The organism is Salinarimonas soli, from assembly GCF_008386575.1.
In the GTDB taxonomy this organism is placed as follows: Bacteria; Pseudomonadota; Alphaproteobacteria; order Rhizobiales; family Beijerinckiaceae; genus Salinarimonas_A; species Salinarimonas_A soli.
Map to the genome: position 1 here is coordinate 39,306 of NZ_VUOA01000028.1, position 19,270 is coordinate 58,575.

The 19,270-nt window shown below is 71.9% G+C and carries 18 protein-coding genes; 11 read left to right on the plus strand and 7 right to left on the minus strand.

Annotated elements, in window-relative coordinates; all coding sequences use genetic code 11:
- Window positions 1–27 precede the first annotated feature (27 nt).
- From F0L46_RS15415 to F0L46_RS15430, 4 genes are all read left to right on the plus strand, one after another.
- The gene (locus F0L46_RS15415) at window positions 28–3,081 is read left to right on the plus strand and encodes a bifunctional diguanylate cyclase/phosphodiesterase (protein WP_149819103.1); all 3,054 of its coding nucleotides are present in this window, start codon (window positions 28–30) and stop codon (window positions 3,079–3,081) included.
- A gap of 228 nt (window positions 3,082–3,309) precedes the next feature.
- Window positions 3,310–3,969, plus strand: coding sequence for a biliverdin-producing heme oxygenase (locus F0L46_RS15420; RefSeq protein WP_149819105.1), 660 nt, complete (start codon window positions 3,310–3,312; stop codon window positions 3,967–3,969).
- A complete protein-coding gene (locus tag F0L46_RS15425) occupies window positions 3,966–6,773 on the plus strand; it encodes a bifunctional diguanylate cyclase/phosphodiesterase (RefSeq protein ID WP_149819107.1) in 2,808 nt (935 codons plus the stop codon). Before F0L46_RS15420 ends, F0L46_RS15425 begins: the two co-directional genes overlap by 4 nt.
- 266 nt (window positions 6,774–7,039) lie before the next feature.
- Window positions 7,040–7,261 carry a hypothetical protein gene (locus F0L46_RS15430; protein ID WP_149819109.1) on the plus strand — a complete coding sequence of 74 codons (222 nt, stop codon included), beginning with the start codon at window positions 7,040–7,042 and terminating at the stop codon, window positions 7,259–7,261.
- A gap of 192 nt (window positions 7,262–7,453) precedes the next feature.
- Here the strand turns inward: F0L46_RS15430 and F0L46_RS15435 are convergent, their stop codons facing one another.
- From F0L46_RS15435 to F0L46_RS15445, 3 genes are all read right to left on the minus strand, one after another.
- Entirely contained in the window at window positions 7,454–7,984 is a 531-nt protein-coding gene (locus tag F0L46_RS15435) for a YidB family protein (protein WP_149819111.1), read from the minus strand.
- A gap of 59 nt (window positions 7,985–8,043) precedes the next feature.
- A complete protein-coding gene (locus F0L46_RS15440; RefSeq protein WP_149819113.1) occupies window positions 8,044–8,343 on the minus strand; it encodes a hypothetical protein in 300 nt (99 codons plus the stop codon).
- Window positions 8,344–8,442: 99 nt separating this feature from the next.
- Window positions 8,443–8,634, minus strand: coding sequence for a hypothetical protein (locus F0L46_RS15445; RefSeq protein WP_149819115.1), 192 nt, complete (start codon window positions 8,632–8,634; stop codon window positions 8,443–8,445).
- A 477-nt stretch (window positions 8,635–9,111) separates the two neighbouring features.
- On the opposite strand from F0L46_RS15445, the gene F0L46_RS15450 reads away from it, so the two are divergent.
- Genes F0L46_RS15450 through F0L46_RS15460 form a run of 3 tightly spaced genes read left to right on the plus strand, consistent with a single transcriptional unit; the run spans window position 9,112 to window position 11,886 of the window.
- Window positions 9,112–10,212, plus strand: a complete 1,101-nt coding sequence (locus tag F0L46_RS15450) for a TAXI family TRAP transporter solute-binding subunit (RefSeq protein WP_188311983.1) — start codon at window positions 9,112–9,114, stop codon at window positions 10,210–10,212.
- A gap of 14 nt (window positions 10,213–10,226) precedes the next feature.
- Entirely contained in the window at window positions 10,227–10,814 is a 588-nt protein-coding gene (locus tag F0L46_RS15455; protein ID WP_149819119.1) for a hypothetical protein, read from the plus strand.
- Window positions 10,815–10,833: 19 nt separating this feature from the next.
- The gene (locus F0L46_RS15460) at window positions 10,834–11,886 is read left to right on the plus strand and encodes a hypothetical protein (RefSeq protein ID WP_149819121.1); all 1,053 of its coding nucleotides are present in this window, start codon (window positions 10,834–10,836) and stop codon (window positions 11,884–11,886) included.
- Between the two features lie 10 nt (window positions 11,887–11,896).
- Here F0L46_RS15460 and F0L46_RS15465 read toward each other — a convergent pair whose 3' ends face one another.
- From F0L46_RS15465 to F0L46_RS15475, 3 genes are all read right to left on the minus strand, one after another.
- Entirely contained in the window at window positions 11,897–12,919 is a 1,023-nt protein-coding gene (locus tag F0L46_RS15465; RefSeq protein WP_149819123.1) for a methionine synthase, read from the minus strand.
- Window positions 12,920–12,990: 71 nt separating this feature from the next.
- Window positions 12,991–13,356: a LysR family transcriptional regulator gene (locus F0L46_RS15470; RefSeq protein ID WP_188311984.1), complete on the minus strand. Its 366-nt coding sequence runs from the start codon at window positions 13,354–13,356 to the stop codon at window positions 12,991–12,993.
- A gap of 53 nt (window positions 13,357–13,409) precedes the next feature.
- Complete coding sequence (locus F0L46_RS15475; RefSeq protein ID WP_149819127.1) at window positions 13,410–14,735, minus strand: TadE/TadG family type IV pilus assembly protein; 1,326 nt, start codon at window positions 14,733–14,735, stop codon at window positions 13,410–13,412.
- Between the two features lie 227 nt (window positions 14,736–14,962).
- On the opposite strand from F0L46_RS15475, the gene fliF reads away from it, so the two are divergent.
- The 4 genes from fliF to flbD all read left to right on the plus strand — a co-directional run bounded on the left by fliF (window position 14,963) and on the right by flbD (window position 18,966).
- A complete protein-coding gene (gene fliF / locus F0L46_RS15480; protein WP_149819129.1) occupies window positions 14,963–16,576 on the plus strand; it encodes a flagellar basal-body MS-ring/collar protein FliF in 1,614 nt (537 codons plus the stop codon).
- A 49-nt stretch (window positions 16,577–16,625) separates the two neighbouring features.
- A complete protein-coding gene (locus tag F0L46_RS15485; RefSeq protein ID WP_149819131.1) occupies window positions 16,626–17,207 on the plus strand; it encodes a FliH/SctL family protein in 582 nt (193 codons plus the stop codon).
- An 81-nt stretch (window positions 17,208–17,288) separates the two neighbouring features.
- A complete protein-coding gene (gene fliN / locus F0L46_RS15490) occupies window positions 17,289–17,570 on the plus strand; it encodes a flagellar motor switch protein FliN (RefSeq protein ID WP_438646685.1) in 282 nt (93 codons plus the stop codon).
- Between the two features lie 31 nt (window positions 17,571–17,601).
- Window positions 17,602–18,966: a sigma-54-dependent transcriptional regulator FlbD gene (flbD, locus tag F0L46_RS15495; RefSeq protein WP_149819135.1), complete on the plus strand. Its 1,365-nt coding sequence runs from the start codon at window positions 17,602–17,604 to the stop codon at window positions 18,964–18,966.
- Window positions 18,967–18,984: 18 nt separating this feature from the next.
- Here flbD and F0L46_RS15500 read toward each other — a convergent pair whose 3' ends face one another.
- Window positions 18,985–19,200, minus strand: coding sequence for a hypothetical protein (locus F0L46_RS15500; RefSeq protein ID WP_149819137.1), 216 nt, complete (start codon window positions 19,198–19,200; stop codon window positions 18,985–18,987).
- Window positions 19,201–19,270: the final 70 nt, after the last annotated feature.

Here is a 19,270-nt window from a genome sequence, read left to right on the forward strand (position 1 = left end):
TTGCCCCCTGGCCGGAGGATCGCGCCCATGAACAAGGGACGCCGCCTCGCCACCTCCGTCACGCTCGTCGCGGGCCTTCTCTCCGTCACGCTTCTGGGCGGCGCGACCCTCGTGCTCGAGAAGACGTGGCACACCGCGCACCGCTCGGCGGAGGTGTCGCTGGAGCGCACGGCCCGGGTGGTCGAGAGCACGGTCAACCGGCAGCTCCTCCAGGTCGACATCGCCCTGGCGAGCCTGCCGACGCTGATCACCGCCCTCTCGCGCTCGAACGGCGACGTCACGTCCGAGGCGGCGAACCGCCTCCTGCGCGGCCTCAACTTCCAGGCCTACGCCTTCCGCGACATCCTTCTCGTCCGCCCCGACGGCACCGTCTGGGCGAGCGCCCGCCCGCGCCCGCGCAGCCGTGCCCTGCCCATCAATCCGGGGGAGCTCTCCACGGGCCCCGGGACGGGAGCCATCGCGGTCAACGGACCCGTGCGCAACCCGCTCACGGGCGAATGGGCGCTGTTCCTCTCCCGCCCCGTCTCCCTGCCGGGCGCCGACACACTGCTCGCCGTCGCCGAGGTGCCGCTCTCCACTCTCGGGACGCTGCTCGCCGAGGCCGGCGAGGCGCCGGGATTGCGGGTGATGCTGGAGCGGGACGACGGTACGCTCCTGGCGAGCCTCCCCCACGACGAGCTGCAGATCGGCAAGGTCCAGCCCGCCGCCATCGGCCGCCTGAGCCGCGACGGCACGGCCGTCGAGGTGCCCGGCACGCCCGCCGGGACGCCGATGATCGCCGCCGCGCGCCCCTCGCTCTACAAGGACATCACGGTCGCCCTCACCCTTGAGACCGCGACCGCGATGACGGACTGGAAACGCGACCGCGACCGGCTCCTCGCCGTGGTCCTGCTGGCCGAGATCCTCGTGCTCGCCTCCGCTGGCGCGCTTCACGCCGCGTTCCGGCGCCAGCGCCGGCTCGAGCGGGAGCGCGCCGTCGCGAGCACCCGCCTGGAGAACGCGATCGAGGCCATGTCCGACGGCTTCGTGATGTGGGACGCGGACGACCGCCTGGTCACCTGCAACCAGAAATACCGCGAGCTCTACGCGGTCAGCGCCCCGGTCATCCAGGTCGGCGCGCATTTCGAGGACGTGCTGCGCCAGGGCGCCGCCCTCGGCCAGTACCCGAACATCGGCTCGGACGTCGAGGCCTGGCTCGATCACATGATCGGCTGGCACCGCGAGAGCCAGGGATCGATGGAGCGGCTCCTGCCGGACGGCCGATGGGTGCTCATCACCGAGCGGCGCACCGCGAGCGGCGAAATCGTCGGCACCCGCACCGACATCACCCCGATCAAGACCGCGCTGAGCGATCTCGAGGCCGCCAACGAGCGCGCCCGCCACCAGAACCGCCTGTTCGACGCGGCGCTCAACAACATGTCCCACGGCCTGCTCATGGCCGACGCGGGCCGGCACGTGATCGTCTGCAACCGCCGCTTCATGGAGCTGTTCGGCCTCGCCGAGGCCGACGTGGCGCCGGGCACCCACGTCGCCGAGGTCTACCGCGCCATCGTGGCCCGCGGGATCTGGGAGGCGGGAACCGTGGACGACATCCGCCGCCGCCAGGAGGACCTCACGCTCGCGCAGCGCAACGGCACCTTCAAGACCAGCGACGCGGACGGCGCGACCCTCTCGATCACGCAGCGCCCCATGGACGACGGCGGCTTCGTGGCGATCTATGAGGACGTGACCGAGCAGCAGCACGCCGAGAGCCGCATCCGCTTCCTCGCCCACCACGATCCCCTGACGCGGCTGCCCAACCGCATCCTCTTCCGCAGCCGCCTCGAGGAGATGCTGCACGCCTCGCGCACCCGCGGCCAGGGCCTCGCCCTGCTCTATCTCGACCTCGACAAGTTCAAGGACGTGAACGACACCCTGGGTCACCCGGTGGGCGACGCGCTCCTGGAGGCCGTGGGCAACCGGCTGCGGGCGTGCCTGGGCGACTCGATCATCGTGGCGCGGCTCGGCGGCGACGAGTTCGCGGTCGCCTGCCTCTCGCCCGACCTGCCCGCCGAGGCGGCGCGGCTCGGCGAGCGCATCATCGCGTCCCTGAGCGCGCCCTACGGCCTCGACGGCCGCCAGGTGACGGTGGGGGTGAGCGTCGGCATCGCCATGGCGACGCCCGACATCGCTCTCGACGCCGACACCCTCCTGAAGAACGCCGACATGGCGCTCTACGAGGCCAAGGCGAGCGGACGCGGGGTGAGCCGCTTCTTCGAGCCGGGCATCGAGTCGAAGCTCTACGCCCGGCTGGAGCTGGAGCGCGACCTGCGCGCGGCGCTCGCCGCCGAGCAGTTCGAGCTCGCCTATCAGCCCGTCTTCGATCTCGTGGCCGACCGGGTCTGCGGCTTCGAGGCGCTGATCCGCTGGCCGCACCCCGAACGGGGCCTCGTGAGCCCGGCCGAGTTCATCCCGCTCGCCGAGGAGACGGAGCTGATCGGCGAGATCGGCGCCTTCGTGCTCAACCGCGCCTGCGCCGACGCCGCGCGCCTGCCCGGCGACGTGCGAATCGCGGTGAACCTCTCGCCCGTGCAGCTGCGCACCGACGACATCGTGGACGCGGTCGCCTCCGCGCTCCAGCGCTCGGGTCTCGACCCGCGCCGCCTGGAGCTGGAGATCACGGAATCCGCGCTCCTGGAGGACAACGAGCGCATCGCCACCCTGCTGGAGCGCCTGCGGGGCCTGGGCACCCGCCTCGTGCTCGACGATTTCGGCACGGGTTATTCGAGCTTGAGCTATCTGCGCCGCTTCCCCTTCGACAAGATCAAGATCGACCAGTCCTTCGTGCGGGAGATGACCACCCGCTCGAACTGCGTCGCCATCGTGGGAGCGGTGGTGGGCCTCGCCGACGAGCTCGGGATGACGGCGACCGCGGAAGGCGTGGAGACTGCCGACCAGCTCGACCTCGTGCGCCAGGTCGGCTGCCTGGAGGCGCAGGGCTACCTGCTGGGCCGCCCGAAACCCATCCTGGCCGCCTTCGAGCTCCTGCGCGGCGCCGGCAGCGCCAAGCCGACGCTCCCGCTCGCAGCCGTGGGAAGCTGAGCCGCCCGGACCTGGCGGATCGGCTTGTTTCCAGGCATTCGGGTGACATCTTTCGGCTGGAGGAAAATCGAATACTCAACCCTGGAGCGCCCATTACTGAACGACATGCCGTTACGTCATCCAATTTTTCGATACTTCGATCGCGTTACGTTTCTTTCATACGTTAAGTTCTAGGGTCTCGCGGACCGTGACTGATATGTCCATCGACGGCCTGGAGCCCTGTCCCATATGCCGGCCCTGGAGAGCCTTTCCCCCAATCCCACCCTCGCGCCTGCCCCGTACCCGCACGGGCGGTCCCCTGAGCGCCTGAGCCTTGCCCTGCGCGCCGGCACAGGGGCTGCCCACGAGGCCGTCGAGCACGCCACGGGCCTGCCCGGCTCGGTGGCGACGCTCGCCGAGTACCGCGCGTGCCTTGCCGGGTTCGCCCGGGTGATCGGGCCGCTGGAGCAGTCGCTTCGCGCCGTCCCGGGCTTCGCGGCCTACGGGATCTGCCTCGACGAGCGGGCCCGCATGCCGGCCCTGCGCGCCGACCTGCGCCATCTCGGGATCGACGCCGACGCGCTCGCCCCGGTCTCCCCGCCCCGCCTCGGCGATCTCGCCGCGGGGCTCGGCGCGCTCTACGTCGTCGAGGGCTCGGTCCTCGGTGGCCGCGTGATCCTTGATGCGCTCTCGGGGCGTCTGGGCGACGAGATCGCCGCCGCCGCCGCCTTCTTCGGCGGCCGGGGCCCGCGCACCGGGCTCCTCTGGCAGACCTTCCGCGCCGCCCTCGACCGCTTCGGCGAGGACCACCCGGGGCGTGCGAGCGACGTGATCGCGGGAGCGGAGCGCACCTTCGACGCCTTCACGGCCGCCTTCCGCGCCCACCCGATCGCCGGAGGGCAGCCATGAGAGCCGATCCGGCCCCGCGTCCGCGCGACGCCACCGACGCCGACCTCGCGACCTGCGCGAACGAGCCGATCCATATTCCCGGCGCCATCCAGCCCCACGGCGCCCTCGTCGCGGCCGATGCCGAGACGCTGCGGGTCACCCATGTGAGCGCCAATCTCGGGCGCGCGACGGGCGTGTCCGGGCGCGCTGGGCTCGGGCGGCCCCTCGCGGAGCTCCTCGGGGCCGACGCCGTGACGGCGATTCTGGCCGCCCTGTCGGGCGAGCGCTACTCGCCGGGCAACGTCCTCACCCTCGACCTGCCCTTCCCCCGCGATCCGCGCCGCAACGTGATGGCCCATCGCTCGGGCGGTCGGATCGTCGTCGAGATCGAGCCCGCGAGCCCCGAGGCGAACTTCGAGGTCGCCCTGGCCCGGGCCCAGGCGGTGGTGGGCGGCTTGCGCCGCACGGGGTCGCTCGGCGAGCTGTGCGACCGGGCGGCCCGCGAGATCCGCGCGCTGACGGGCTACGACCGGGTCATGGTCTACCGGTTCAATCCGGAGGGCCACGGCCAGGTGGTGGCGGAGGATCGCCAGGCGGACCTGGAGAGCTTCCTCGACCTTCGCTACCCGGCCACCGACATTCCGGCCCAGGCGCGCCGCCTCTATCTCCTCCAGCGGGTGCGCACCATCGGGCGCGTCGACTACGAGCCCGTGCCCGTCCTCGCCGACGCGGCGCTGGGCGACGCCGCCCCGCTCGACATGAGCTATTGCGCCCTCCGCAGCGTCTCCCCCGTCCACCTGGAATATCTCGCCAATATGGGCGTGGGCGCGACCTTCGCGATCTCGATCGTGCAGGACGAGACCCTGTGGGGCATGGTGGTGTGCCATCACGGCGCGCCGCGCACGCCCTCGGCCGACATGCGCGCCTTGTGCGACCTCATCGGCCAGCTCCTCGGTCTCCTCGTGGGCGAGGCCGAGGAGCGCGAGGACCTGCGCGTCCGGATGCAGCGCCAGGAGACGCTCTCCGAGCTCGCCTCCGCGCTGGAGGGGGCTCGTGGCGTCGCCGACGGGCTCGCCGGGGCGGGCCACGCCCTCCTGCGTCTCGTAGACGCCACCGGCGCCTTCGTGCGCCTTGGCGGGCGCATCCGGGCCATCGGCGCGACGCCGCCCGAGAGCGCGGCGGAACGGATCTTCCAGGCGGTGCTCGGCCCCGTGGGCGACGACGCCGCCGCGATCGAGGCCCTGGGCGAGCGCTCGCCCGATCTCGCGGGCTTCCGCGCGGAGGCAAGCGGCGTGCTCGCCCTGCCGGTCGCGAACAATCCGGGCGATGGTGTCGTGTGGTTCAGGCCCGAGGTGGCCCGCACCGTGACCTGGGGCGGCGATCCCGGGCGCAAGGCCGAGATCGACCCCGGCACGGGCCGCCTCTCGCCCCGCAAGTCCTTCGCGGCCTGGACCGAGACGGTCCGCGGCCGCTCCCTGCCCTGGTCGTCCGGCGACCGGCGCGCCGCGGCGGATCTGCGCCGCCTCGTCACGCGGGCGCTCCTGCGCCAGGCCGAGGCCGAGCTGATGCGGGTCGCCAACATCGATCCCCTCACGGGCCTGCCCAACCGCCGCCTCTTCGAGCAGCAGATCGCCCGCTGGCGCTCGGGCACGCCGCCCGCGCCGGCCGCCCTCCTGTTCTTCGATCTCGACCGGTTCAAGACGGTGAACGATTCGCTCGGCCACGCGGCCGGCGACGAGCTCCTCGTCCAGATCGCCGGGCGCCTCGGAAGCCTGGTCGGCCCCGCCGACCTCGCGGCGCGCATCGGAGGCGACGAGTTCGTGGTGTTCTGCGAGGGCGCCGACGTCGCCGCGGCGACGGCTCTCGCGGAGCGGATCATCGCCTCCTTCGACGAGCCCCTCGCCGCCGCCGGGCGCCCGCACCGGGCCGCGGTCAGCGTCGGGATCGCCTGCGCCTCGGCGTCGGGCGCGGCCGATCTCCTGCGCGACGCGGACGCCGCCATGTACGCGGCCAAGCGCGCGGGCGGCAACCGGGCCGTGGTGTTCCAGCCCGAGCTGCAGGAGACCGCCCTACGCACCTTCAAGACCGAGCAGGATCTGTTCTACGCCCTCGACCGCGGCGAGCTCGTCCTGTTCTACCAGCCCATCGTGGCGCTGCCCGGGGAACGGATCATCGGCTTCGAGGCCCTGATCCGCTGGCATCATCCCGAGCGCGGCTGGATCACGCCCGCGGAGTTCATCCCCCGCGCCGAGGAGACGGGGCTCATCGGCCGCATCGGGCAATGGGTCGTCGAGGAGGGCCTGCGCGAGCTAGCCGCCTGGCCCGGCACCGAGCTGCGCCTCTCGGTCAACGTCTCGCCGCGCCAGCTCTCCGACGGGGCCCTCCACGACGCGCTCGCGCGGGCCCTGGAGCGGGAGGGCGTGGAGCCCGGCCGGATCATCCTCGAGGTCACTGAGGGCGCGCTCATGGACCAGGGCGCGGTGCGGGAACTCGCGCGGCTGAGGGAGCTCGGCTGCCTCGTCGCCGTCGACGATTTCGGAACGGGCTATTCCTCGCTGGCCTATCTCCAGCGCCTTCCGATCGACGTCATCAAGATCGACCGGGAGTTCGTCTCGGCGCTCGGGGAGGATCCCAAGGCCGACCGCTTCATGCGGGCTCTCGTGGGCCTCGCCCATACCCTCGAGCTGCGCGTGGTGGCGGAGGGCGTGGAGACCGCGGCCCAGCGCGACGCGCTGACCGCGATGGGCTGCGAGACGGGCCAGGGCTATCTCTTCTCCCGGCCCGTACCGAGCACCGAGGCGCGCGCCCTGATCGCAGGGGCCTGATAGCCGTCGCGGACCTTAGAGGCTGGCTCATGAGTATGGCCTACCCTTCACCCTCGTCCTGAGGTGCCCGCCGGAGGCGGGCCTCGAAGGGCGCTCCAGGGATCTCCCCCGATTGCGGCATGCTGCTGCGTGCTTCGAGGGGTCCGCTGGCGCGGGCACCTCAGCATGAGGGGGACAGGAGCAAGCCCTGTCGGGGCAGGCTCTTAGATCCTATGGCACGAAGGGGCTCAGCCACGGGACCCAGCTCTGACAGCCGTGGACGACGATTGGGCTTCGACGCGGCGGAGCTCGTGGAGGCGGCCATCGCACGGCTGGAACGGGCCGAGGCGCGCCCGCTCACGACGGCAGCCGGATCCGGCGAGGACGGGTTCCGCCCCAGGGTAGCGAGATCCAGCCGCTCCCGGGCCGCGGGACTGATCGTGCTCGGCACGACGAGGATGCCGGAGCTCTCCCTCGTCTCCATCACCGAGCGGATGGGCCCTTCCTGAAGCAGGCGGCGGAGCCATGCCGGTCTGGAGCGTCGAAGGGCAGCCCGCCGCGAGGCTGCCGCCGCACCCGACGGGCGAGGATCCCCCGGTCGGCGTCCAGCCGGTTCGGGACGAGGGCACGCTCTCCCCTGCCCCGCCGGATCGAGATCGCCCGCCCCTGGGCGGAGCGGGCACTTCCAGGGTTCTAGGCGCTCAGCGCCACTCGTCCTCGCGCGGGATGCGGCCGTGCGGTGTGTGGTCGTCGATGGCGCGGGGGAGATCGCGCGAGAGCCGGGACAGGAGCTCGTCGCGGGACAGGCCCGTGCGCTGCTGCAGGTCGGACAGCACGTCGGGGCCGATGGCCTGCTCCAGCTGATGCGGGGCGATCTCGCGGTTCGGGCCCGGGGCGACCCAGGAATCGGCGATCTCGCCGTGGCCGCTCTGGCGGAAGCGGTCGACGGTCTCGTTCATGCCGCCGCCGAGCAGGCTGCCGAGGCCGCCGCCCGCGCCGCCGAGCAGCCCGCCCAGCAGGCCGCCGAGGCCGCCGCCCTGGCCCATGCCGCCGCCGCCTGGCCCGCCCTGGCTCATCCCACCTTGAGGCATGCCGCCGCGCGGGTTCATACCGCCGCCCTGGCCGCCGCCCTGGGCGCCGCTGACCATCTCGGCGAGCTTGTCGCGGTTCTGGTAACCGGCGACGGCGAGGAGGCCCAGAAGGGCCGTCATAGACGGAAATCCGTTGTTCATCGGGGTGCTCCTTGCAGAATCCGGGATGGGAACACCCAACCCGCCCCCTGGTTCCGGGATCAGCGCTGCGCCGCCTGGCGCCAGGGCCGCACCGTCACGTCGCCTTCCGTGTAGAACACCACCCGGTAGGCGCGGTGATCGGCCTCGTCCGGGGCGAAGCCGCCGCGGCAGACCACGAGGGCCACGCGGCCCTCGTTCTCGAAGCCGAGCTCCGCGACATGACCCACCACGGCGCAGCCATAGCCGGCGTCGCGGATCGAGGTGGCGAGCGCGTGGGTCCAGGGCTGCACCATCCCGTCCTCGCCGCTGGTGGGCGAGACGGCGAGGAACGCCGCTACGAGATACGGTGCAGGCTGCATGGGCCGATCCGCCGGGCTCGTCGCAGGCATCGTACTCCCGTTTCCCGCATCGGGGAATCGGGCCGTGCCCGCCCGCGACGGGCCTGCCGGCAGACCCGCTCAGATCACGTCGCAGGGCGTTCCCTCGGGCGGCCTTGCCGTGTGCATCATCGCGAGCGGATCGACCGACGCGGCGACGCTCGCCTCGCCCGCCTCCTCGGCCTGGGTGACGGGCGGGTTCGTCAGCATCGTGCCCCAGAAGGCGAGGGTCGCGACGAGGAAGGCGGCCGTGAAGATCGCGGGCTTGCGCATGGGTGAAGCTCTCCGGATGGCGGGTCGTCGGAGGGGCGGGGCGCGCACGTCCCGCCCGATGGGTCAGGCAACCGGGGGCGGAGCGGGGTCGATCTTTGGGCGCGTGGGCATCGTCGGCCTTGCTCGGCGAGCGGTCGTCGCAGGAGCTCAAGGTGCGCAGCTTCCATCGGACGCCGCGTCAGCCGTTTGGCGGATGCGCGGGATCAATTTCCGGGGAGCCCCGCGATGGCCGAGGGCGGACAGGCGGACCGCCGGCCCGCCGAGGGCTTGCGGAAGCGCTTCCCGCACGCTCACCAAAGCCCTGAAGCGCCCTTCAAGCTGGAACAAAACAGGTTCCAACGGACTTCATGGTGAAGGTTTGCGAGCGCACCGACTCCGATTTCGCAATTCTGGCGTCAGGATTGCCCAAGTGGATTTCGCCCGATGGCACACGCGTTCTCACGGCTGTCCCACTGTCTCGGCTTGCCGCGTGCCCTGGTGTCCGTCGCCCTGCTCGCCGCCGTTGCCCTGCCCCCCGCGCCCGCTGACGCCGCCGAGACGTCGACGGCTCAGGCCCGCTCGGTGGGGCAATCGACGTTGCGAAAGTCCGGCGGCGGCAATCCGAGGGTGGTCGAGATCGTCTCCAATGCCCTCGGCGAGACCGAGTTCCGCTTCGCCGACGAGATGGCAGCTGCCGTGGCCTCGGCTCAGGAGACGGGGCCGAACGGCGAGGTCGCGCTGCGCGTCACCCCCGTCACGGGGCCCGGCGGCATCCACACGGTGCGGGACGTGCTGACGCTTCCTAACGCGGATTTCGGCATCGTCTCCACCCGCGTCCTGGAGCGCCTGCGCGAGACGGGCGAGTTCGGCGACATCACCCGCCGGATCACCTACGTGGCGCCGCTCTATATGGAGGAGGTGCACCTCCTGGCAGGCCCCAAGGTGCGCTCGCTTGGCGATCTCGAAGGTCAGCCGGTGAGCATCGGGCGCGACGAGAGCACAACGCAGGTGGTGGCCCGCGAGATCCTGGCGAGCGCGGGCGTGAAGGTCCAGGAAGAGCGGCACGATCTGCGGGGCTCCATCGCGGCCCTCAAGGCGGGCGAGATCGCGGCGGCGTTCATCGTCTCGGGCAAGCCCATCGACGGTCTCAAGACGCTGTCCCCTGCCGACGGGCTGCATCTCGTGCCGCTCGACGTCGCCTCGCCCGAGCCCGACTACCTGCCGAGCGCCATCAGCGGCGAGGATTACCCTGAGCTGCTCCGTCCGGGGGAGAGCGTCGACACCCTCGCGGTGCAGAACGTGCTCTTCGCCTATGACTGGCCGAAGCGGTCCGCGCGGGCGCAGCTCGGCGAGGGGTTCATCCAGAGCCTCATCTGGCGCCTGTCCACGCTTCAGAAGCCGCCCGGCCACCCGAAATGGCAGGAGGTCAACCTCGCAGGATCCCTGCCGGGACTGCGCCGCTACGCGGGCATGGAGGCCTATCTCAAGAAGGCGGGGCTTCGCGGGCCGGAGCCCGCCAGCAAGATCGCGGGCGACGCCGCCCCCACCCGCACCATCCCCCTTCGCCCGGACGTCCCCCCGACCACCGGCTCCCGCTGACGAGGACTTCATCGATGAGACTTCATGCCCTGCTCACGGCCGCTGCCCTTTGCGCCGGCCCGGCCCTCGCCCAGGAGGCGCCCCAGAACGCCCATCTCGAGCACCTCGGGCATTCCGGACTCGGCAAGCCGGTCGACCTGCGGGATCCTCAGCACCGCCGTGTCGCGCAGGCACTCGGGCAGAGCAGGGCTGCGGCGGCGCCCGCGCCGAAGCGTACGGGCTCGATCAAGCCGGGCGGGCGTACGAGCCTCAACCCCCGCCTCGTCGCCGAGCGCCGCGGGTACAAGCGGGTGTCGTCGCTCGTGAACTTCCCGGCCTTCTTCCCCGGGATCGGGGTGGTCTACGTGAAGCCCGACACCCTGCCCGTTGGGCCGTTCCTATCCTTCGACCGCAAGGACCGTCTCGTCAGCACGATCTACATGCTGCCCCTGGACCAGATGAACGAGCGCAAGCGCTTCGAGGCGGAGACCGGCTTCCAGGGAGCCCGGGTCGACCACACCACGATGTACTTCAACGAGGGGCATCCCGGCGTCGACATGCCCCACTACCACTACGTTCTCTGGCACGTGAGCAAGAAGAACGAGGCGCTCGTCGCGAAATAGTCCAGCAAGGCCCATCGTCATGCGTCGCAGCAGAACCCTCATCGACGACTGGCAGGCGCAGCACGGCCGGGCGCGCGGGCGCCGTCGCCTCGCCGTGGCCGCCGGCGCCATGCTGGTTCTCGGCGGCGTGGCCACGATGGCGCTCACGCTGCCACGGCCCGGGGAGCGCGTCGCCGAGGCGCCTGCCGCGCCTGCTTCCGTGCCTCGACAGGAGATCGCCGAGGCCCCGTCCCCGCCGCCTGGGCCGTCCCTTCGTGAGGAGCGCGTCGCGGAGATCCCTGCTGTCCCTCTGCCCGCACCCGTCAGCGAGGAGATGATCGCCGCCATCCCGGCCCTGCCCACGCCGGCGCCCGCCCCGACGCTGGAGATCACGCAGGCGCCCGCCCCTTCACCGCCGGTCCGCGTGGCTCAGGCGACTCCCGCGCCCGCGCCGCCCGAGCCGCAGGTCGCTGTGGTGTTGCCGCCACCGGCACCCGAACCGGATCTCCGCGGGCAGGCCGCACAGGCACCGCCCGCGCCGGTCGTCGAGGCGCGTGTCGTGGAGGTGCCCCCTGTACCGCCGCCGCCCATCCCCGAGGTGCGAATCGTGGAGGCGCCGCCAGCCCCCCTGGTCACAGAGAGGACCGCCGAAGCCGCGCCACAGGTAGCCGCGGCACCGCCCGCGCCGGCGCCGGTTCCCGCGCCCGAGGAGCGGCGCGCGGAGGCGGCTATGGCGGCGCGGGATCCGGAGGCGACGGGGACGACGCCGCCGCAGCCCGGCGTGGTGCCGGCACCCGCGATGCAGAACCGGACCGTGAGCGCCGCGAACGCGGACTTTCAGCGGGCTGAGGGGTTGCTCCAGCAGGGCAACATCCCCGGCGCCCGGCTCCTGCTCTCCCGCGCCGCCGGCCAGGGCAACGCGCTCGCGGCGTACCGGCTCGCGGAGACCTACGATCCGGAGGTGCTCAAGCGCTGGGGCGTGGTGGGTCTCGCCGGAGATCCCGACCGGGCCCGCGAGCTCTACCGCAAGGCCCGGGACGCCGGCCAAGGCCGGCCCGACGAGAACGTCGCCCGCGCCGCCGCGGAGCCGTGAGGGCGTTCGCCTAGCCCGCCAGCTCGGCGCGCACCAGGGCCGCGCCCTTGGCCAGGGCCGCGAGCTTGGCATAGGCAATGTCGCCGTTCATGGGCGCCATGCCGCAATTGGTGCAGGGGAAGAGCTTCTCGGGGGCCACGTAGCGCAGGGCCTCGCGGATGGTGGCCGCGACCTCCTGGGGCGTCTCGACCTGGTTGGAGGCGACATCGATGGCGCCGACCAGCACGTCCTTGCCCTCCAGAAGCCGGATCAGCTCGATGGGAACCCGGGAGTTGCGGGCCTCCAGCGAGACCTGGTCGATGGAGCTCCTCGCGATGACGGGGAAGGTCTCCTCGTAATGGCGCCACTGGTCGCCCAGCGTCCCCTTCCAGTCCACGTTGGCCTTGATGCCGTAGCCGTAGCAGATGTGGACGGCCGTGGTGCAGGTAAGGCCGCGCTTGGCCTCCTCCAGCGCCGCCATGCCCCATTCGGCGACCTGGGGCATGTAGACGTTCCAGGCCGGCTCGTCGAACTGGACCACGTCGACGCCCAGCGCCTCCAGCTCGCGGGCCTCCTCGTTGAGCACCCGGGCGAAGGCGTGGGCGAGGTCCTCGCGGCGGCCGTAATGCTCGTCGGCGATGGTGTCGACGATGGTCATGGGGCCGGGCAGGGTGAACTTCAGCGGCCGCGTGGTGTGGGCGCGGGCGGCCTGGGCCTCGCGGGCATGGACGGGTCCCTTGCGGCGGATCTCGCCGACGACGGTGGGCACCTCCGCCTTGTAGCGGTCGTTGCGGATGCCCATGACGGTCTTCTTGTCGAAGTCGATGCCGTCGAGATTGGCGAGGAAGCCGTGGACGAAGTGGACGCGGGCCTGCTCGCCGTCGCCGACGATGTCGAGGCCGGCATCCTCCTGGAGCTTCACGGCGAGGATGGTCGCGTCGAGCTTCGCCTGCGCGAGCTCCGGCTCGGGCACCTTCCAGGGCGCCCACAGGCGCTCGGGTTCCGCAAGCCAGCGGGGCTTCGGCAGGCTGCCGGCGATCGTGGTCTTCAGCATGGGTCTCGATCCTCTCCGGGGCCTGCCGCCGGGCCCGACGGCCGGGCTTGTAGCAGGTTCGTGCCGCGGCGTCAGGCGGCGGGATCGTGCGGGCCGTCCAAGGCCGTAAGCCGCTCCTGCAGGCGGCGGGTCTCAGTCTCGACCAGGGGCTCGAAGGCCCGCAGCGTCTCGGCGATCGCCTCCCGGAGACCGGCGCCGTAGGGGGTGAGGCTCGCGCGCCCCTCGGTGCCCTCGCGCCGGGCGACGGGGCGGCCCAGCGCGCCCTCCAGCACCGCGAGGCGCTCCCAGGCAGCGGCGTCCGACACCTCCAGGAGGCGCGCGGCGCCGCCGATGGCGCCCTCCTGCGCGATGCCGTCGAGAAGCGCGAAGGTGCGTCCCATGGCGAGCGAGCGCTCCCCCACCGTGATGAGCCCGCCGAGCTTCAGCTCCACCCGCATCCGCGATCCCTCCGCCCGCGACCGGCATAGCATGGCGCACGGCACCCGAGGGGCTATTGCGTTAACTTAGCCTGCGCCACGGCCTTCTGGAACAGGGCCGCCATGGCCTCGGAGATGCCCTGGGTCGGGCTCACCTCGAAATAGAGCCCCGGCGTCGCGCAGGCCTGCATCTGGGTGCCGATCCTGGATGCGAACGGGGCGATCCACGTGTTGTACCAGCCGTTGGTGGGAAGCGGCAGGTAGGTCGTGTAGAGGACGGCGATGCGCACGCCCCGCGCCTTGAGGGCCGTGCAGGTCGCGATCTTCATAGGCTCCTGGCAGCGTCCGCCGGTGGTGGGCTGCGAGCAGGTGGTCGGGTAATAGGCGTCCCCCACCCCGTCGGACACCAGGAACAGCACCTTCTGCGCGCTCCCGGCCGAGCCCCCGTCGCCCGCGGCGGGGATCGCCTTCTCCATCGCGGCGAGGATCTTGTCGAAGTCGGTGCACTGGTCGTTGTTGTAGTTCTGGTAGGGGATCGTCATCAGGCCGATGGCCGAGGCATCCGACTTGGCGGCGGACAGGTTCGCCGTGAGCGCGCTCACCGGGGTGAGCTTCACGTCGGTGCAGGACGTGCCGAAGGTGTAGATCGCGGTGCGGAACTGGTTGGGGATCAGGGCGGTCTTCGCCGCCGTGTCCATGAGGTTCTGGGTCGCCTGGCGCACCACGTCGATGCGCATCTGGACGCCAAGCTTCTTGGCAAGCGTGTAGTAGTCGTCCTTCTTGCTCGCCGAGAGGTCATGGCAAGCAAAGGCGCAGCCGTCGGGGGTCTTGGCGACGAGGGTAGCGATGTCGGCCGTCGTGGCGCCCAGGCCCATCGAGGGCGTGTTGTCGAGGAGCAGGTAGAAGTCCATGTAGCTCGGGATCCCCGACCGGCCCACCGAATCGCCCGCGACGGTCAAGACCTTGGTGCCGGTGAGGCCCATGAAGGTCACGGGCACGCTCGCCTCGTAGGTGAGGGTGGCGCGGCGCGTCGTGCCCTCGTCGGTGACGTTCACGTTCAGGGCCGTGACCGAGGCGCTCGCGACCGATCGGGCGGCGGCCGTGAACATGAGGCGCGCATTGTCCTCCGCGGCCTTGCGGTCGCCCGCGAGCGCGACGCGGCGGATCGCCGACATCACGGCCGCGTCCGCGGCCACGTCGAGAGACGCCTTGGCCCGGCTCACCCGGCTGTAATCCACCGCCGCTCCGACGCCCAGGAGGATCGGCACGAGCATCAGGGCGAACAGCACCGCCACGACCCCGTCCCGGTCCGCGCCGAAGCGGCAGATCGCTCCCCGCCGCCCATGGCGGTCGCGAGCCGGCGCGGTGCCCGGCAAGAGGGGAGACGTGGTCTCGTTCATGGCAGCCATCCTGGCGGGCGGCCGTCATCAAAGGATGAATCCGATTGTCGAAACCCTTGTGCAGATTGCGATAATTGTCGCGGATGAGCCAACGACCGGGCAGGATTCCGGCGGGTTCCCCGCCGTCCTGGGAGCCGTCGTTAAACCTTTGCTAACCACGTGATCGGCAAAACTTGCCGGGTGGGCGGCGCGCGGTGCGCCGCGCCGGCAGAGGGCGGATCGCGGGCGTGCAGGGGATTCTCGAATTCCTCAACAAGCTGGGGCCGCAGCGCATCGCCGCGATGGGTGCGGTGACGCTCGCGCTCGTGGCGTTCTTCGCCTTCGTGATCATGCGGGTGTCGCAGCCCGCCATGGGCCTGCTCTATTCCGAGCTGTCCCTCCAGGACGCCAATGCGGTGGTGAAGGACCTGGAGGCCAAGGGCATCCGCTACGAGACCCGGGCCGAGGGCACCACGATCCTCGTGCCCCGAAACGACCTGCCCCGCGTGCGCATGGAGCTTGCCGGCAAGGGCCTGCCGTCGGGCGGGGGCGTGGGCTACGAGATCTTCGACAAGGGCGACGCCTTCTCGTCCACGAGCTTCGTTCAGGGCATCAACCATCTGCGGGCGCTGGAGGGCGAGCTTGCCCGCACCATCCGCGCCATCGGGCGCGTCCAGTCCGCCCGGGTCCATCTCGCGATCCCCGAGCGCCGCCTGTTCGACCGCGACCGGGAGGGCCCCCGCGCCTCCATCGCCCTCAAGCTCGCAGGCGAGCTGGAAGCGGGCCAGGTGCGCGCGATCCGCCATCTCGTGGCGTCCGCCGTCGAGGGCCTGAAGCCCGAGCGCGTCTCCATCGTCGACGAGCGCGGCCGACTGCTCGCCGACGGCGCGCAGGGCGACGGCGCGGGCGACGCGCTCGCCATCAACGAGCGGCAAGCGGGGCTCGAGCGGCGCCTGCGGGGCCAGGTCGAGGAGATCGTGGCGGGGATCGTCGGCGCCGGCCGCGCCCGCATCCAGGTCGCGGCGGAGCTCGAGAGCAAGCGGGTCGAGACGCGCTCGGACACCTTCGATCCCGAAAGCCGCGTCGTGCGCTCCACCCAGACCCGCACCGAGAACCAGGTGAGCGGCCAGGCCGAGGGCGGGGTCACCGTAGGCAACGAGCTGCCGGGCGCTCAAGGCCAGGGCGGCAATGGCGGGCGCGACGCGAGCAACAAGAACGAGGAGATCGTCAATTTCGAGATCTCCCGCACCACCCGCACCGAGGTGCAGGAGGGCGGCCGCCTCAAGCGCCTGTCGGTGGCCGTGCTCGTGGACGGCGTCTATACCCGCAACCCCGCGGGCGAGACCGCCTACCAGCCGCGCTCGCCCGAGGAGCTGGAGCGCATCGCGGCCCTCGTGCGCTCCTCCATCGGCTTCGACCGCAACCGGGGCGACCAGGTCGAGGTGGTGAACCTGCGCTTCGCCGAGCCGCCCCCCGCGCCCGAATTCCAGGAGCAGAGCCTCATCGCGTCCCTGCTCGCGCCCTCGCGGGAGGACATCCTGCGCTTCGTCGAGCTCGGCGTCATCGCGCTTCTCACCCTCATCGTGCTCCTCACCGTGGTGCGCCCGATGGTGAAGCAGATCGTCGCCCCCGACACCCGCCCCGGCAAGGGCGGCGCGGAAGCGATCGCGGGCGGCGGCGGCCTTCCGGCGCTTGCGGGCGCCTCCCCCAACGACGCCATGACGGCGCAGCTCATGGAGATCGCGAAGGCCCAGAGCGCCGAGCACGCCGCCTCGCTCGCCCGCGTCGGCGAGCTCGCGCGGGGCAACGCGGTCGAGACGGTGGCCGTGCTGCGCCAATGGCTCCACGAGCAGCCCAAATGAGCGCGGCCCCGATGAAGCTTGACGCCCAGGCATGCCCGGGAGCCCCGCGATGAGCGGCGCCAGCCATTTCCTCTTCGACCGCGACTTCCGCAGCCCTACGAGCGGCGACGCCAAGCGCCTCGCGGCGCTCCACGAGGCGGAGGCAGAGGGCTACCGCCGCGGCCTGGAGGACGGCCGCCGGGACGCCGAGGCGCAGATCGCGGCGCGGCTTGCCGACGCCCTCGCCCGCCTCTCCGCCGCCTCGGGCCAGCTCCTCGCGGCGGCCGACGCCGACCGCGCCGCCATGCAGGCCGAGGGCCTGGCCTTCGCCATGGCGCTCGGCCGCAAGCTCGCCGGCGAGGCCCTCGCCCGCCAGCCTCTCGCCGCCATCGGCGAGGTGGCCCGCGAAGCCTTCCAGCACCTGCGCGGCGTGCCCCACCTCGTGGTGCGGGTGAACGAGGGGCTCGTCGACGAGGTGGAGGGCCTCATGAAGGGGCTCGCCCGCGAGCGCGGCTACGAGGGCCGCATCGTCGTCATGGGCGAGCCCGACATCCCGGCCGGCGACGCCCGCCTCGAATGGGCGGACGGCGGCATGGCCCGCGAACTCTCCCGCCTTCACGCCGAGGCCGCCAAGGCGGCCGGCACGCCCTGATCCCGAGGACCGCCCATGGCCCACGACGACAACCTCTCCCTCCCCGAGCTCGACGGCAGCGACATCGGCTTCGACACGCCCATGGGGCTGACCTCGACCCGCGAGGCGCCCGTGAGCGCCAAGGCGGCGGCGGACCTGGAGCAGATCTTCGACGTGCCCGTCATCGTCTCGGCGGTGCTCGGTCACTCGCGCATGCCCGTGGGCGACCTCCTGAAGCTCGGGCCCGGCACCGTTCTGGAGCTCGACCGCAAGGTCGGCGAGGCGATCGACATCTTCGTCAACAACCGGCTCGTGGCCCGCGGCGAGGTGGTGCTCGTCGACGAGCGCCTCGGCGTCACCATGACCGAGATCATCAAGGGCTAAGGCCCCGGCCGCGCTTTAGGGAATCACCGCCATGCGCCTTCTCATCATCGGCCGTCTCAACAGCGAGCTCATCGGCGCCTCGAAGATCGCCATGAGCCGCGGGGCCGGCGTCACCCATGCCGAGGGGATCGAGCAGGGCCTCTCGGTGCTGCGCGCCAAGGGCGCCGACCTCATCATGGTCGACGTGACGCTCGCCGTGCGCGACCTCGTCCAGGCCCTCGAGACCGAGCGCATCCGCACGCCCGTGGTGGCCTGCGGCCTCGGCACCGACGCTCGCGCGGCGGTGGCGGCGATCCAGGCGGGGGCCAAGGAATATATCCCCCTCCCCCCGGATCCCGACCTCATCGCCGCCGTGATCGAGGCCGTGGCCGCAGACGGGCGGGCCTTCGTGTGGCGCGATCCCGCCATGGAGCGGGTGGTGCGCATGGCCGAGCAGGTGGCGCGCTCGGAGGCGAGCGTGCTCATTACGGGCGAGAGCGGCACCGGCAAGGAGGTGCTGGCACGCCATCTCCACGCACGCTCGAACCGGGCGGGCAAGCCCTTCGTCTCCGTGAACTGCGCCGCGATCCCCGACGCGCTCCTCGAATCGGAGCTGTTCGGCCATGAGAAGGGCGCCTTCACCGGCGCGGTGGCCCGGCGGATCGGGAAGTTCGAGGAGGCGAACGGCGGCACGCTCCTTCTCGACGAGATTTCCGAGATGGACGTGCGGCTCCAGGCGAAGCTCCTGCGCGCCCTCCAGGAGAGGGTGATCGACCGCGTCGGCGGCTCGGCGTCCGTGCGGGTCGATATCCGGGTGCTCGCCACCTCGAACCGCAACCTCGCGGAGGAGGTTCGCAAGGGCGCGTTCCGCGAGGACCTGCTCTACCGGCTCAACGTGGTGAACCTGCGCATCCCGGCGTTGCGGGAGCGCCCCGCCGACGTGGTGGAGCTCGCGACCCATTTCGCCCGCAAATACGCCGACCTCAACGGCGTGCCGCAGCGCCTCCTTTCGGCGGACGCCCAGCGCGCGATCGTGAGGAACCCGTGGCGCGGCAACGTGCGCGAGCTGGAGAACGCGATCCACCGGGCGGTGCTCATCGCGGCGGGCCCCGAGATTGGCGCCGACGCGATCCAGACTCCCGACGGCGAGGCGCTGGACTCGAGCCCCCTCGCCGATCCGGCCCTGCGGGCCGCGCGCACGGCGGAGGCGGTGACCCGCGCCCTCGTGGGCCGCACGGTGGCGGATGTGGAGCGCGACCTGATCCTGGATACACTCGATCATTGCCTCGGCAACCGCACCCACGCGGCGAAGATCCTCGGCATCTCGATCCGCACCCTGCGCAACAAGCTCAACGAATACACCGCGGCGGGCGTGGCGGTGGCGGAACCTGGACAGATGCGGGCGGTCGCGGGCTGAGCGCGCCCGCAGCGTGCCTCAGCGGCTTGCCAGCGTGATGGTCGTTCCGCCCCAGCGCAGGTCGAAATCGGGGCGGCTGATGGAGGCAACGGGCTCACCCGAGCGCGTCAGCGTCGGGGCGCTGATGCCGACGGGGCCGCGCGGGCGGGCCTGGGCGCTGAGCGTCGCCGCAACCGCGATGAGGGCGGCGAGCATGAGCCCGAGGAAGAGGATCTGGCGGGGGGCGGTGATCATGGCAACCTCGTCTGGCGGCCGGCGTGTCGTGTCGCCACCATGCGTCCGCCGCCAGCCGCGTTCGGTGCGC

What these genes read in the sequence shown, in the direction of transcription:
- F0L46_RS15415 (WP_149819103.1), top strand. Translation starts at nt 28, where the DNA reads ATGAACAAGGGACGCCGCCTCGCCACCTCCGTCACGCTCGTCGCGGGC.
- F0L46_RS15420 (WP_149819105.1), top strand. Translation starts at nt 3,310, where the DNA reads ATGCCGGCCCTGGAGAGCCTTTCCCCCAATCCCACCCTCGCGCCTGCC.
- F0L46_RS15425 (WP_149819107.1), top strand. Translation starts at nt 3,966, where the DNA reads ATGAGAGCCGATCCGGCCCCGCGTCCGCGCGACGCCACCGACGCCGAC.
- F0L46_RS15435 (WP_149819111.1), bottom strand. Translation starts at nt 7,984, where the DNA reads ATGAACAACGGATTTCCGTCTATGACGGCCCTTCTGGGCCTCCTCGCC.
- F0L46_RS15440 (WP_149819113.1), bottom strand. Translation starts at nt 8,343, where the DNA reads ATGCAGCCTGCACCGTATCTCGTAGCGGCGTTCCTCGCCGTCTCGCCC.
- F0L46_RS15445 (WP_149819115.1), bottom strand. Translation starts at nt 8,634, where the DNA reads ATGCGCAAGCCCGCGATCTTCACGGCCGCCTTCCTCGTCGCGACCCTC.
- F0L46_RS15455 (WP_149819119.1), top strand. Translation starts at nt 10,227, where the DNA reads ATGAGACTTCATGCCCTGCTCACGGCCGCTGCCCTTTGCGCCGGCCCG.
- F0L46_RS15460 (WP_149819121.1), top strand. Translation starts at nt 10,834, where the DNA reads ATGCGTCGCAGCAGAACCCTCATCGACGACTGGCAGGCGCAGCACGGC.
- F0L46_RS15465 (WP_149819123.1), bottom strand. Translation starts at nt 12,919, where the DNA reads ATGCTGAAGACCACGATCGCCGGCAGCCTGCCGAAGCCCCGCTGGCTT.
- F0L46_RS15470 (WP_188311984.1), bottom strand. Translation starts at nt 13,356, where the DNA reads ATGCGGGTGGAGCTGAAGCTCGGCGGGCTCATCACGGTGGGGGAGCGC.
- F0L46_RS15475 (WP_149819127.1), bottom strand. Translation starts at nt 14,735, where the DNA reads ATGAACGAGACCACGTCTCCCCTCTTGCCGGGCACCGCGCCGGCTCGC.
- F0L46_RS15485 (WP_149819131.1), top strand. Translation starts at nt 16,626, where the DNA reads ATGAGCGGCGCCAGCCATTTCCTCTTCGACCGCGACTTCCGCAGCCCT.
- fliN (WP_438646685.1), top strand. Translation starts at nt 17,289, where the DNA reads ATGGGGCTGACCTCGACCCGCGAGGCGCCCGTGAGCGCCAAGGCGGCG.
- flbD (WP_149819135.1), top strand. Translation starts at nt 17,602, where the DNA reads ATGCGCCTTCTCATCATCGGCCGTCTCAACAGCGAGCTCATCGGCGCC.
- F0L46_RS15500 (WP_149819137.1), bottom strand. Translation starts at nt 19,200, where the DNA reads ATGATCACCGCCCCCCGCCAGATCCTCTTCCTCGGGCTCATGCTCGCC.